Origin of the sequence: Vibrio sp. Y29_XK_CS5 (assembly GCF_024181835.1) — a bacterium.
GTDB lineage: Bacteria > Pseudomonadota > Gammaproteobacteria > Enterobacterales > Vibrionaceae > Vibrio > Vibrio harveyi.
Map to the genome: position 1 here is coordinate 1,368,169 of NZ_JAMZAM010000001.1, position 12,820 is coordinate 1,380,988.

The following is a 12,820-nucleotide window of genomic DNA, read 5'->3' on the forward strand; positions in this document are numbered from 1 at the left end:
ATACGGATGTTTAGTGAATATTTATGTCATGGAATATGGCGAGTATTGACTAGTAGTAACACGAGACAAAAAATGCATAACAACACTAATGCTGCTGAAGCGCCTAAGGGCAACTTTTGGATGTTCTTCATCCCATCCCTAATCGGTCTTCTACTTTTCATGGCACCAATCTCTTACGATGGTGGTCTGACAATCCCTGTCGCGGTAATGGCAAAAGTCATTCCTGCAGTTCTTGGCGATACTTTAATTGCTATCGTAACCGCTATTGTTGCTTTCATGGCGCTAGCTTCTGTTCTTTGCAAAATTTTCAAGCCAGCAGCAATCCTACGTAACGGTTTCTTGAACGGTCTATTTAATCCGTCTCCACTTTGGTTGTTGGTTCGCCTAATTGGCGGTGCAGCGGTGCTGATGACGTTCTTCCAAGTGGGTCCAAAAGCAATTTGGGAAGAAAACACAGGCGGTCTTGTTCTTACTGGTCTGCTACCAACGCTATTCGCGGTATTTATTTTCGCAGGTCTATTGCTGCCTTTATTACTTAATTTTGGTCTATTAGAACTGTTCGGTGCCCTACTAAGTAAAGTAATGCGCCCAGTCTTCAACTTGCCAGGTCGTAGCGCGATCGACTGTATGGCCTCTTGGTTGGGTGATGGTAGTGTGGGTATCCTACTAACCAGTAAACAATACGAAAACAACTTCTACACTCAACGTGAAGCTGCGGTTGTAGGTACGACTTTCTCAGCAGTATCGATTACCTTTAGTTTGGTTGTCCTTGCTCAGGTTCAACTAGAGCACCTATTCCTGCCTTTCTACGGCGCAATCTGTCTAGCTGGCGTTATTGCAGCAATTATCATCCCTCGCCTACCACCATTGAGCCTAAAGAAAGACCGTTACATGGATGGCAGCGAACCGAAAAAAGATGCGGACGCAGTACCTGCTGGTCACACGACTTTTTCTTGGGGTATGGATCTTGCGCTAAAACGCGCTGGTCAAGTGACTTCTGTACAGTCGGTATTTAAAGAAGGCGTACATAACGCAATCGACATGGTGTTTGGCGTACTTCCTGTGGTTATGGGCCTTGGTACCGTGGCATTAATCATTGCAGAATACACGTCTGTATTTGAGATCCTAGGTCAACCATTTATCCCTTACCTAGAGTTGCTACAAATCCCTGAGGCAGCAGCAGCGTCTCAAACTATCGTTGTTGGTTTTGCAGATATGTTTATCCCAGCAATCCTAGCGGCATCTATCGATAACGAAATGACTCGCTTTGTAATTGCAGCAATGTCAGTAACTCAGCTTATCTACATGTCAGAAGTGGGCGCTCTGCTTCTAGGTAGTAAGATTCCAGTGAACATCGTAGAACTGTTCGTAATCTTCATTCTACGCACGCTGATTACGCTACCAGTCATTGCAGGTGTAGCTCATCTTATTTTCTAAATTTGATGCAATTAATAAAGGCTCCGCTCTGTCGGGGCCTTTTTTGTATTTGTAACATCAGTTTGTTTTCTTAGCTCAGATTCACCATATTCTTTGGTTCTACCCTCGCTTTCTTTACGTCTCATTTTTGATACATAACTTATAAATATCATTTCAAATTCATCTATTTAAATTAGTTAGACACCCAAGATAAGACTTGTTTCTATAAGGCTCAGTGATACCATTCTTATGTTTTTAACAGTTTAATGACGAAGTCCAACAATTCAGATCAAAGTCACAACTTTTAAATTCATCTAGGCTTTTTATCCCGTTTCGACAATAAAAGCCGTAAATAGCCTTCAGGTTTCTGATAAATCTGTCGATAAACAAAATAACAAACACAATTCTGTGTTCACATCTGCCGAAATCACCCAGGGAAGAAGAGGTGAAAGCAGAGTAAACCAGCCGGGAGACTCGAGAGGGAAAAGTATGAAATTCAGACATAAGGTTGTAACTGCCTCTTCTATTTTACTGCTTGTTACTGTGGCATTGCTGTCGACACAACAGGTTATGACTATCCGTTCGCAGATCGAAGAAAACATTGATACGAGTGTGAACGAAATTCTCTCCAGTGTGGGGAACACTGTAGAGTCCGAAATGAACGCGAAGAAAGATCTTGCTCAATCGATGACCGAGATCTTGGAAATTAATCCAAGCGATCACGATTACGTAAAAGATGTACTAGAAAAGCCAATGCCAAAATCAAGCTTCTTGGCAATCGGGTACGCATACGACCACGATGGTTCCTTAATCGAAAACGATGACGGCTGGGAAGCTGGTGCCGACTATGATCCTCGTGTTCGCCCTTGGTTTGTCTCTGCAAAAGCACAGGGCAAACTTATCGTCACTGACCCTTATGTTGATGTCTCTTCTAAGAAGGTCATTATTTCTATCGGTACGCCAGTTCGCAAAGCCGGTCGATTCCTAGCAGCGATGTTCTACGATATGGAGCTGACCACCCTTTCTGACTTGGTAAACCAAGTCAATCTATTTGATGCCGGCTACCTCTTCCTCGTTACTGCAGACGGCACGACGATTGCTCACCCAGAAGCGAAATACAATGGTGAGAAGCTATCGAGCTACTTGCCACAAGTCGAGATCAAACCTGGCGCTCAACACATTGAGATTAACGGCAACAAATACATGGCGAGCCTGTCGCACATTGCGGGTGAAAATTGGTATGTAGGCGCGCTTGTCGACGAAAGCATTGCGTATTCTGCAGTAGGTAAGCTGCGTAATAGTGCAATCATCTACTCATTGATTGCCGTGATTGCCTCTATCATCGCACTGACTATCCTTATCCGTACCTTGATGCGCCCTCTTGATGAGCTAAACACAGCAATCCAAGCCGTCGCATCAGGCAAAGGCGATTTAACGCAACGTTTGGACACCAATACCGATCAAGAATTCTCTGAACTAGCAAAAGGTTTCAATACCTTTATGGAGAACTTGCAGCACCAGATCATCGAATCGAAGAGTATCTCTGATCAGATCCTCAGCGGAACGCAAATTACTGCTGAAGGTGCACGTGACTCTGCGTCTGCGATTCAGACTCAACTTCAAGAGCTAGAGCAACTTGCAACAGCTATGCACGAAATGTCAGTAACGGCAACCGAAGTAGCTAACAACGCGCAAGGCGCAGCAAGTGCAGCGAAAGAAGCGGATGAAGCGACCATGCAAGGCTCCTCTATCGTAAATGAGTCGACAGAAACGATTAACCTACTTTCTGACAGCATCGATCAAGCGGTTGAAGAAGTTCAAGGTTTAGAGTCTGCGACAGCTAACATTGAGACTATTCTTAAAGTTATCAACGATATTGCAGACCAAACGAACCTACTTGCACTGAATGCGGCAATCGAAGCGGCGCGTGCAGGTGAATCTGGTCGTGGCTTCGCAGTGGTAGCCGATGAAGTACGTACTCTTGCACAACGTACTCAAGAGTCTACGACCGAAATTCGCAGCATGATTGAGCAATTGCAATCAGGCGCATCTTCTGTTGCAAGCGCAATGCACCAAAGCAAAGGCAGCGCAGTAGAAGCGGTAGAAAAAGCAGGACACGCAAATGACGCTCTGCAACGCATCCGCGATGCGATTCAACGTATCTCGGATATGAACTTGCAGATTGCTTCGGCAGCTGAAGAGCAAAGCTTGGTAGCAGAAGAGATCAACAACAACACGGTCAACATCAAAGATCTATCGACTCAAGTTGCTGACTCTGCAAACCGCACCAACGATGCAATGCAAGCGCAGAATGAAGACGTTCGTAAACAAGACGAAATCCTTAACCGCTTTACGGTGTAACACTTCTCTTACTTACAAATGCAAAACAGCGAGCACAGTGCTCGCTGTTTTTTTATCGATTACAACACCACATGAACATAACGATCTTTTGAACGCTTGTAATAGTGCTCATCCACCTTCAGGTAAGTAAAGTTCCCAATCTGGATATACGTACTGCGCGGTGGAATACGCTTGTAGTGATAATAATAATGTTTTGGTCGTTTGTGTTTCACCACGACGACCTTTTTATGCTTGTGTTTATGTTTATGGTGATGATGACCGTGTTTATTATGATGATGCTTTGGATGCGCGGAAACATCAGCGCTGAACACTCCTAACGAAAGCATCATTCCAATCATGGTAAGAGAAAGTCGCTTCGACACTCAATTCCCCTTTTCTTAATAACTTGGGCGTTATGATAAAAAGAGAGGCAATCGCTCTTGTCAGCCGCTAGCGAGACAATTTCATCCCATGGTCAAATATCATCACGATTTATCAAGCCAAGGCCAATCCGATAAGAGTTACAGATGTATCACTCGCCAAAAGGCATAAAAAAGCCGTTTACCCCACGAGGCAAACGGCTTTTTAAAATTTGAGTCGCTTAAGCGTCAATCAATCAGTGGATACTACACCGCTTGTGCAAACAACAGGAAACAACCAAATAGGAAGATCACGCTCATGCCCATCGCACCGCCACCTGCTTCGTACACATTGTCATCATCCACAGGCACACGACGTACTTTCATCGTCATTGATAGTGGGACAAAAACTGCTAAGAACACGAGGATAATACCTGCGTAGCTTAGGATTGCGAGAAAGTGTTCTGGAGCAAACACGGCACCAAGCAACGGTAGGATGAACGTTGTCACAAATACCACAGGCTTGCTAGCTTTAAGAAGGTCCGCATTTTGGTCATACAACGCCATTGCCACACCCAAGAAAGACGTTAGAAGCGCCAGACCAGTGAACATCGATAGAATGAATTCTAGACCCGAGTATTGTTGACCAAGCACAGAGATCAACTCAGATACGTTAGAGAATTGAATAAGCTCGTGTGGAGGTAGGTTACCCACGACTGCAAACAACCAAAGTAGGTAGCACACAAGAGGAATCGTAGAGCCAACAATGATCATGTTGCGCAGTTGATTCTTACTTGCTTCTTTGTTGTAGGTCACTAAAGAAGGAATCACCACCATAAAGCCGAAGCTGGTGAATAGAACTGAGCTCTGTTTGATCAATGCCATTTTGTCTGCATTTACCACTTCACTTAGACCTTCAAACGACACATTTGGCGCAAGAGAGAATAGCGTTAGAATGAGCGCGACAATCATACCGATGAACAAGCCACGGTTTAGCTTATCCACCACACCAGTACCCGCTGATACGATAAGACCAACCAGCACAGTAAAGCCAACTTGGCTAGAAATCGTAGAAAGTGGTAGTCCCATTGACGTGGTGACTTTTTGTACCAAGTCACCCGCACCAATAATGTAAGCCATTAGCAGGCAAACAAGTAGTGCATACAAAAGACCATTAGTAACAAGCTGACCACCTTTACCAAGGGTTTCGCGAGCGATTGCATTCATGCTGACACCACCACCTACTTTGCAGCTTGCTTCTAATAGAAGAAGTGCAGCGTAAGTTGTACCTGCCCAAATGAACAGCATAAGGAGAGTGCCCCAAAGAAGGCCAAATTGAGCAAGCACCATTGGTATGGCAAGCATACCAGCGCCAAGAGCAGTACCTGCTACGATCAGGGAGCTGCCGACAAGTTTTAGGTTCACGGTTAATACCTCTAAATTTAATCCGTTTTATTGTGACTTATCGTACTTTGGTTCGAAGTACGATCTACGGAAACGCCCTACCTTACAGCCCCAGAACTCAGCGCGAAGCCGGAATTCAGGATGCAAAAAGCCTAGACTCAAGACGGATCTATCCTGTCTGAGCATATAAAGGGTGTAGGGAATCATTTCCGGGCAGAGTTCGATTAACGGAACGTCTCACTTTGGGTTCGAAGCAAAATCAGCGCATCCTTTTTCGTCAATCCCATTCTCTGCTGAATGGATTTGGTTCGAAAGGATTGTAAGGCATAAATAGGACGATTGAAAAGCAAAAGCTCCATCTTATAGCCATATATTTTAACAACTATCAGTTGATGCAACAGATATGTTGTAAAACCGCCGTTTATTTAGCCTTTTGTCGTTATAAAGAATAGAAAGTGAGCGATGGCACTCAATTTTTGAGGTGTACATGAAAATGTACACTTTGTTGGAAGGTGTTAGAAACCCGGAACATAGCCTAGATTCAGCAATATCGTTATTATTCGCTCCGTACCGACATGTTTCGGTTCACATACCTCTAAACACTGATTTACGGTTCGAAAATATAGGTAAATGAGTGTTCCGAATGCTGGGTTTGGTTCCCCAGCATTTGTATCCTTTCGTTAATTATTCCAAGTGCTTTTATTTCACACAAACGCCGTTGTGGGATTTCGCTCGTCCGTATTTTGTTAAACGAACCAAACCTTCAACGCATTACATCTCCTTGTCTAGCGCATCAATAATGTATGTCAGCACAGCAATCCCCAAATCAGCAACCGAACGTTCCATCAAACTCAAGTGTTCATATGATTGAACCAACTCCTGTTGTTCAATATCACTGCGATGTAAAAACAGCTCTTTATAGTTCATCAATCGCTTTTGGGATTCTCGCGTTAGCCAAGTAACATCTAATCTTGTATCCCGGCTACGATTGCGAATTTCATCAAGAAGTTGATCTAAAATGCGTTGCATTTTGCGAATATTAACTTCGCCAGAAATTGATTTATAAAACTGATATTTTTCCATTTTCTGAAACTGACTGAATTCACGTTATTTTTTTGTGGAACGTCATTCTTATCACTATATCCATTCGGGTAAATATGGGGTGGTTAAACTGGTCCGGTTATTGCGTGCTTCAGGACAAAACTGTCCACTAAGGAGGAGCGATGCAAGTAGACCCGTTGATTGAAGTTCTGATTAGGCGACGCAAAATGAAAGGCGTATCACGCGAACAAATGGCAAAAATTGCCGGAATGAGTGAAAAGACATATCAGCGAATAGAGCGAGGCGAATCTGATTTAAAACTCTCACAATACCGTTCAATTTTGCGTGCATTAAACCTGACCGATTTAGACATCGCATTGGATGCAAGAGGTGTTGATTACATTTCTGCAGAAGACGTTGCGTCTGCGGCAAGATTACTTCCCCCGGAAGCACAGTCTATGCTGACCAAGCTTATCTTCTTAGTGCTAGAGCAAAAAACTAAGACATCCCAAAAGTAGTGCTCTAGACGCATGAATCAAACACAGTTATGGTGAGCTAAACTTAAAGATTAGCGCTTCGATACTCCAAATTATGGGGGAATGTACTATGAGAAGCATCTGGGTAATCGCCACCACCATACTCTGCTTGGTTGGGTCAACAAACCTATCTGCACAGTCACAGGTGAAACCAGCAGTAAAACCGATAACTCAACCGGGTAACAAACACGATTTACGCCCAGTAAACCGCCCTTACCGTCCCATTAAGCCACCGCACCATTACCGTCCGCCTTACTACCGACCACCCTACTATCATCGACCTCATTATGTCGTGAGACCACCTCGTTATCATTCGTCGTTTATCTATGTAAGACCGGGGTATTGGTATCCACCTTATCGTGGACGTTACTATTATTATCACAGTGATTTAGTAGACATTGCGACCTTTGCTGTCTTCGCTGGTATTACTTATGCCATTGTTCAAGATTCCTATTACCGTCGTGATGGTGTCCGCTATGTGTACGTTCGTTATCCACCAAGTGGTAACTACACCATATTGCGCGATGACCGTGTGATAACGTCATCGACGACCAATGATACTCCGCCTTCAAGGCAGATCGTTTCGCCATCATTAAGCTCAAACACAGCAAGAGTGAGTCCAATACCACCAGCGCCAAAGCCTGAGCCAAGCCCCTATAAACTTGGTGAAATCGTAGACTCGCTGCCTCACACTAAAGAAACTGTCGTCGTTAACGGGCAAAGTTATTTCAAATATAAAAATACTTGGTTTGCACCACTCAGAGCCGAGCGCAAATTTGTTGTGGTAGAGCCACCGTTGTAGTGCTTTTTGTTTCATCCTAAACAAACAAAACCCGCACGCTGCGGGTTTATGTATCTTAGCCGATAACCATTTGGATCAGTCGCTTCTCAATACAGCGCTTCGAACTCTGGAATTTTCGCCTTGCCCCTCAGCCGTAAGAAGTTCAAGAACCGGCTCGTTGATGTAGTGAGTATTTTCTCTTCTTCAACACCATGTTTTTCCAGCAAAGCAATGGCCAACTCTAACTTGGAAATCTCTTCACTGAAGTGAGCATCCGATCCTGTGGTGAAGTAAACGCCAATTTCTTTACCTAGCTCCACAATACGGTCACAGCGACTATCACTGCCCTTACGGCTTTTACCTGTCAAAGACGTATTGTTTACTTCTACCGCGACATTGTGCTCTTTTGCACAACGCAGAACCTGCTCCATATCGAATGGGTAATTCGGGTTACCTAAGTGACCGAGAACATCCACTCTGCCACTTTTGATTGCATTAATCAGAGCGGCGGTATGCTCAACTTCCGATGCAGGCTTAAACACGGGTTCATGAAAGCTCGCTATCACCCAATCAAGATGTTGATCAGAAGAAGGCGGTAAATCGATCTCCCCCTTCACATTCAGCGTGTTGGCTTCGACGCCACGAAGAATACCAACCTCATGTAAAAAGCGGGGCAAAATTCTTTGATTATTGAAATGCCAGTAGTGAGGGGCGCCTGGCATCTCGGGAGCATGATCGGTGGTACAAAGAAGTTTTAGCCCCTTATTCTTAGCAGCCAACGCATTCTCTAAAATTGTGCTATAAGCGTGTCCACTGGCAATAGTATGGGTGTGGCTATCAATCACGATATCCATGGTAACCTCCTGAGATTGTGGACGAACTATCGAATTTCGAACGAGCCGTTTTGATTAAGGAACAAAGATAAGTCAGCAGGAACCGAATGATTCAGAACTTTATCAACGTTGACCGCATCAGAACGTAAATAGAACTCCAATGCCGCTTCTGGGTCTGTACCGCCGCGGATTTTACGATTGACCAAACGATCTTGTAGAAACTCCGCTTGGGTATCAATAAACACCGTAAAATCTGCCAAACGATGCAGTTCTTTCCATACTGGTTCATCAAGCAGCAGCCAGTTACCTTCAACAACGACAATATTGCGATTAACTTGAATGGCATCATCAACTGGGTCATGTAAGTTGCGGTCGTAGTAAGGCCACTTACTGTCTTTCACTTTCAGTTGTTTCAGTTTGTCGATAAGCTCCGTGAGATTGAACGTCTCGTAAGAGCCTTTAATGCTGCGCAGTGGAACACGTTCACCATTACGCTCAATGGTGTTGCTGTCGAGGATTTCATTCGGGTAGTGAAAACCATCAAAAGGCAGAACCTGAAGTGGCTCTTGGTTTTCATCTTGTTCTGATAAATATTCCCAAAAGGCTGCTAGCGTAGACTTTCCACTACCCGGAGGGGCGCACAAGAACACAACAATACGCTCCTGCTTCTCGTGATAAAGGCGGGTAAACTTTTCGATAAGAGGTTGATGGATTCGCTTTACGTCGGCTTCAGGAAAGTTAGCTTCGGTCTCAAAACCACTGACGTTTAAATTCACTTTCATGGTGAACCCTTATTGATTTATCTCCCCTTCGATTCTTTCTATCAACATTTCACACGACAGCTTTAATACTGTTTTGATGAGGGCTTCGTATCTCATTTGTGAAAAGGACTCAAACGAAGAGAACTTAAGCTGATTGATCGACTCAAGATAAAAGCTGTCTTGCTGGGAAGAGAGTACTGATTGGTTTTTGATGAAGTCGTAAATCACGTCATCGGCAAACTCGACCTTTTCCGACTGAGTGACCGCGAACTCCAACACCTGATCGTACAACCCAATGTCAGCGTAAGTTTCCAGTGAGATCTTGCCCATTGCAAACATCAACTTAGACACCACATCGGTTGTTGCTAACGGACCATCTTCTTTCAATAAAGGATCCACAGCATACTCCTTCACGAGGTCGTCTTGAACGAACACTTTCGGAAGCAGTGCTTTTAACTTGAGGTTAATTATTTTGTTAGAAACCTGAAGAAACGCAGTGGCATTTTCGCACTCGTCCAGCTTCTCCAGTAATTCATCTTCACGTGACAACGTCTTATGACCTCTCCATTATGTGGCAGCACAGAGGCTACCACACAAATTCGTTGCAACTAAACCGTTAAGCTCACGTCATAAAACTCAAGTAACGCTTTTTCTGCATGAGCATTCCACACATAGTTGTTTGCGTTCAAAATTGCGTCTAATTCGACGAAGAACGGGTCTTGGTCTGCCAACGATAAAAAGTCATCAATCGCGGTCAACGGCAGGTCAATATGCGGGTAAATCAACTTTTTACCACCCGGAATATCCAACTGATTCAAAATCGTATGTGGCGCAGCTTGCAGACCACCAACGTGTGTGATCATGAACGATGGATTGATCTTACCTTGTGAAGACAAGTCGATAGACTCCACCATGTCGCCAGTTGAGCCACCAGACGTGCCCACAATATGCGTTGACTCGTAATGCACATTGTAGAAGTTAAACGGTACTTTAAATTTCTTATCGGTAGGTCCTGCGAAGAAGTTCAAGCAGCCGTCGTTACCCAACAGCTCGTCGGCTTGCTCTAATACTTGCGATACTGCTGCGTATACCATCACGTCATCGTAGCCTTTGCCGTCGTTAAGCGCTTTCAAATAAGTGACAGGATCATCAACTTGGGCTGTATTCACGTAATGCAGCTCAACGCCTTGCTCTTTTGCTTTCTCAACCGGAATTAAGCATTCTGCTCGGTCTAAACGTGCGGCGTCGATGTCCGTCACCACGATCAATTTTGGCTTCACTGGTCCGTTAATCGCGTAATCAATCGCGCCAATCCCCATTGGACCAGCACAAGCTAACAGCGCTAACGCCCCCCCCTCTTTGATGCCCATATCGTGCTCGTACACGTATTGTTTAGTGTGGTAACTAGCATGGTAAGCACCGATGATGCATGACATTGGCTCAGCCAAAGACGCATCTGCAAAGTAGTCACCGTGGTAAGGCAAAACGCAACCTAAGTCGATAGCGATTTTAGGAATGATAGAATACGTTGCGTTGCCGCCAAAAGTCTCATAGCTGTAGCCTGCCGAGTAACCAGTAGGCAAACCCATTGCAGGTTGCAGAACAAAGTAATCGCCTGCTCTGTATTGGTCTTTTAGGTTCTCACCGACTTCAACAATCACACCGGCGTACTCATGACCCGTCATCACCGGCACTTCATCAATGTTCTCAGGTACGCGTTTGTGTTTGCTGCCTAGCAATGCCGCTTTGTAAGTGGAAAGGCAGATGCTGTTTGAAATGTTTTTAACCAGAAGTTCATCGGCTGAAATGTTTGGCAAATCAAAAGTTCTTAGTTGAACGTCTTTCTCGCCACAGATAACTGCTGCCGTTGTTTGTACCATGATTTCTCTCCTACATGGGGCGGAATGGTCCACCCCATACTGCATTGTTAGGCTGGTTGCTCAGTCGCGACCGTTTGTTGCTTAATCTTATCCATCAGCTTGTCAAGCGCTGGGTCATTAAGGAAGTTCTTAATTGTCACGACAGGCAAGCCTGTTGCGTTTACTGCGCGGCTTTCTAAACTTTCGTGTGTCACGACAATGTCGGCCTCACTTGGCACTTTTTCGATGGCAAAGTTCTTCACTTCAATATCAATCCCGGCTTGTACTAACTTGCGCTTGAAGGTTGAAGCCCCCATTGCGCTTGAGCCCATACCAGCGTCACAAGCAAATGCGACAAATGAAATTGGTTTGTTTACTTGTTGCGTTGCAGGTTTAATTGCACCTTCCGCTTTCATGTCTTTCATCTCAGAGACAGACTGTTCAAACTCGTCTTCTTTGTTTTCTGCTTTGCTCATCTTCAGAATCGCACTTGCGACAAGGAAGGAAACTATTGTTGCTGTTGTGACACCTGCGATGGTCGCTAGGAAACTGCCTTTTGGAGTAAGAGCTAGGTAAGAGAAGATTGAGCCTGGACTTGGACCTGCTACCAAACCTGCATCCAGTAGGTTGAAGGTTGCGATACCAGTCGCCGCACCTGCAATCATTGCCACAATCATAATTGGCTTCATTAGCACGTACGGGAAGTACAGCTCGTGAATACCACCGAAGAAGTGAATGATGATGGCACTTGGCGCAGAACGTTTAGACAGACCTTGACCAAACTTCGCGTAAGCCAACAGCATACCAAGACCCGGACCTGGGTTAGATGCCACCATAAAGAAGATAGATTTACCTGTTTCAGCTGCCGCCTGCAGACCTAGTGGGTAGTAAATACCTTGGTCGATAGCGTTGTTTAGGAACAGCACTTTCGCTGGTTCATTGATGATCGCAAGCAAAGGAAGGAATCCCGTTGCAACCAAAGCTTCAATGCCCGACTTCACGAATAAGTTAGCCGCCGTTACTGCAGGACCAACAATCTCATAGGCGAATAGACATAAAATCATGCCCACAATACCCAATGAGAAGTTGTTCACCACCATCTCAAAGCCCGAAGGGATGCGATGTTGGATTCGTTTATCCATTTGCACCACAACCCAAGCACTGAGCGGACCCATAATCATTGCGCCGACAAACATTGGAATGTCAGCACCAACAATAACGCCCATGGTACCGATGGCACCGGCAACCGCTCCGCGTTTGTCACCAACAATCTGACCGCCCGTATATCCAATTAACAGCGGCAATAAGTAAGTGATCATTGGACCAACAAGTTCACCAAATGCTTTGTTTGGCATCCAACCCGTTGGAATAAAGAGTGCAGTAATAAAGCCCCAAGCGATAAAGGCTCCGATATTTGGCAGCACCATGGCGGTCAAATGACCCCCGAAGGCTTGCACATTGGCTCGCATGTTTGGTTTCACGTTATATTC

At 44.8% G+C, this 12,820-nt stretch carries 12 protein-coding genes; 4 read left to right on the forward strand and 8 right to left on the reverse strand.

What is annotated here, in order from left to right; all coding sequences use genetic code 11:
• The first annotated feature begins 72 nt into the window (after nt 1–72).
• On the forward strand, nt 73–1,437 hold the full coding sequence (locus tag NL647_RS06135) for a YjiH family protein (RefSeq protein ID WP_005452434.1): 1,365 nt from the start codon (nt 73–75) through the stop codon (nt 1,435–1,437).
• A 468-nt stretch (nt 1,438–1,905) separates the two neighbouring features.
• Nucleotides 1,906–3,777 carry a methyl-accepting chemotaxis protein gene (locus NL647_RS06140; protein ID WP_253649827.1) on the forward strand — a complete coding sequence of 624 codons (1,872 nt, stop codon included), beginning with the start codon at nt 1,906–1,908 and terminating at the stop codon, nt 3,775–3,777.
• Between the two features lie 59 nt (nt 3,778–3,836).
• Here the strand turns inward: NL647_RS06140 and NL647_RS06145 are convergent, their stop codons facing one another.
• From NL647_RS06145 to NL647_RS06155, 3 genes are all read right to left on the reverse strand, one after another.
• A complete protein-coding gene (locus NL647_RS06145) occupies nt 3,837–4,139 on the reverse strand; it encodes a hypothetical protein (RefSeq protein WP_079325282.1) in 303 nt (100 codons plus the stop codon).
• Between the two features lie 243 nt (nt 4,140–4,382).
• Nucleotides 4,383–5,540: an amino acid permease gene (locus NL647_RS06150; RefSeq protein WP_005452440.1), complete on the reverse strand. Its 1,158-nt coding sequence runs from the start codon at nt 5,538–5,540 to the stop codon at nt 4,383–4,385.
• Nucleotides 5,541–6,290: 750 nt separating this feature from the next.
• Nucleotides 6,291–6,602, reverse strand: coding sequence for a hypothetical protein (locus tag NL647_RS06155; RefSeq protein WP_005452442.1), 312 nt, complete (start codon nt 6,600–6,602; stop codon nt 6,291–6,293).
• A 140-nt stretch (nt 6,603–6,742) separates the two neighbouring features.
• Between NL647_RS06155 and NL647_RS06160 the strand changes: the two genes are divergently transcribed.
• On the forward strand, nt 6,743–7,078 hold the full coding sequence (locus NL647_RS06160; RefSeq protein WP_009700895.1) for a helix-turn-helix domain-containing protein: 336 nt from the start codon (nt 6,743–6,745) through the stop codon (nt 7,076–7,078).
• A gap of 88 nt (nt 7,079–7,166) precedes the next feature.
• Nucleotides 7,167–7,898, forward strand: coding sequence for a hypothetical protein (locus NL647_RS06165; RefSeq protein ID WP_053053571.1), 732 nt, complete (start codon nt 7,167–7,169; stop codon nt 7,896–7,898).
• 86 nt (nt 7,899–7,984) lie between these two features.
• On the opposite strand, the gene NL647_RS06170 is transcribed toward NL647_RS06165, so the two are convergent.
• The 5 genes from NL647_RS06170 to NL647_RS06190 are packed head-to-tail and all read right to left on the reverse strand — an operon-like array spanning nt 7,985 to nt 12,811.
• Nucleotides 7,985–8,731: a phosphatase gene (locus NL647_RS06170; protein WP_253649828.1), complete on the reverse strand. Its 747-nt coding sequence runs from the start codon at nt 8,729–8,731 to the stop codon at nt 7,985–7,987.
• A 26-nt stretch (nt 8,732–8,757) separates the two neighbouring features.
• Nucleotides 8,758–9,492: a nucleoside/nucleotide kinase family protein gene (locus tag NL647_RS06175; protein ID WP_050938546.1), complete on the reverse strand. Its 735-nt coding sequence runs from the start codon at nt 9,490–9,492 to the stop codon at nt 8,758–8,760.
• Nucleotides 9,493–9,501: 9 nt separating this feature from the next.
• On the reverse strand, nt 9,502–10,020 hold the full coding sequence (locus tag NL647_RS06180; RefSeq protein ID WP_029788584.1) for an MltR family transcriptional regulator: 519 nt from the start codon (nt 10,018–10,020) through the stop codon (nt 9,502–9,504).
• Between the two features lie 59 nt (nt 10,021–10,079).
• Nucleotides 10,080–11,351: a zinc-binding dehydrogenase gene (locus NL647_RS06185; protein ID WP_005452448.1), complete on the reverse strand. Its 1,272-nt coding sequence runs from the start codon at nt 11,349–11,351 to the stop codon at nt 10,080–10,082.
• Between the two features lie 47 nt (nt 11,352–11,398).
• Entirely contained in the window at nt 11,399–12,811 is a 1,413-nt protein-coding gene (locus NL647_RS06190; protein WP_367618287.1) for a PTS mannitol transporter subunit IICB, read from the reverse strand.
• Nucleotides 12,812–12,820 lie beyond the last annotated feature (9 nt).

What these genes read in the sequence shown, in the direction of transcription:
- NL647_RS06175 (WP_050938546.1), bottom strand. Translation starts at nt 9,492, where the DNA reads ATGAAAGTGAATTTAAACGTCAGTGGTTTTGAGACCGAAGCTAACTTT.
- NL647_RS06165 (WP_053053571.1), top strand. Translation starts at nt 7,167, where the DNA reads ATGAGAAGCATCTGGGTAATCGCCACCACCATACTCTGCTTGGTTGGG.
- NL647_RS06170 (WP_253649828.1), bottom strand. Translation starts at nt 8,731, where the DNA reads ATGGATATCGTGATTGATAGCCACACCCATACTATTGCCAGTGGACAC.
- NL647_RS06135 (WP_005452434.1), top strand. Translation starts at nt 73, where the DNA reads ATGCATAACAACACTAATGCTGCTGAAGCGCCTAAGGGCAACTTTTGG.
- NL647_RS06155 (WP_005452442.1), bottom strand. Translation starts at nt 6,602, where the DNA reads ATGGAAAAATATCAGTTTTATAAATCAATTTCTGGCGAAGTTAATATT.
- NL647_RS06160 (WP_009700895.1), top strand. Translation starts at nt 6,743, where the DNA reads ATGCAAGTAGACCCGTTGATTGAAGTTCTGATTAGGCGACGCAAAATG.
- NL647_RS06140 (WP_253649827.1), top strand. Translation starts at nt 1,906, where the DNA reads ATGAAATTCAGACATAAGGTTGTAACTGCCTCTTCTATTTTACTGCTT.
- NL647_RS06185 (WP_005452448.1), bottom strand. Translation starts at nt 11,351, where the DNA reads ATGGTACAAACAACGGCAGCAGTTATCTGTGGCGAGAAAGACGTTCAA.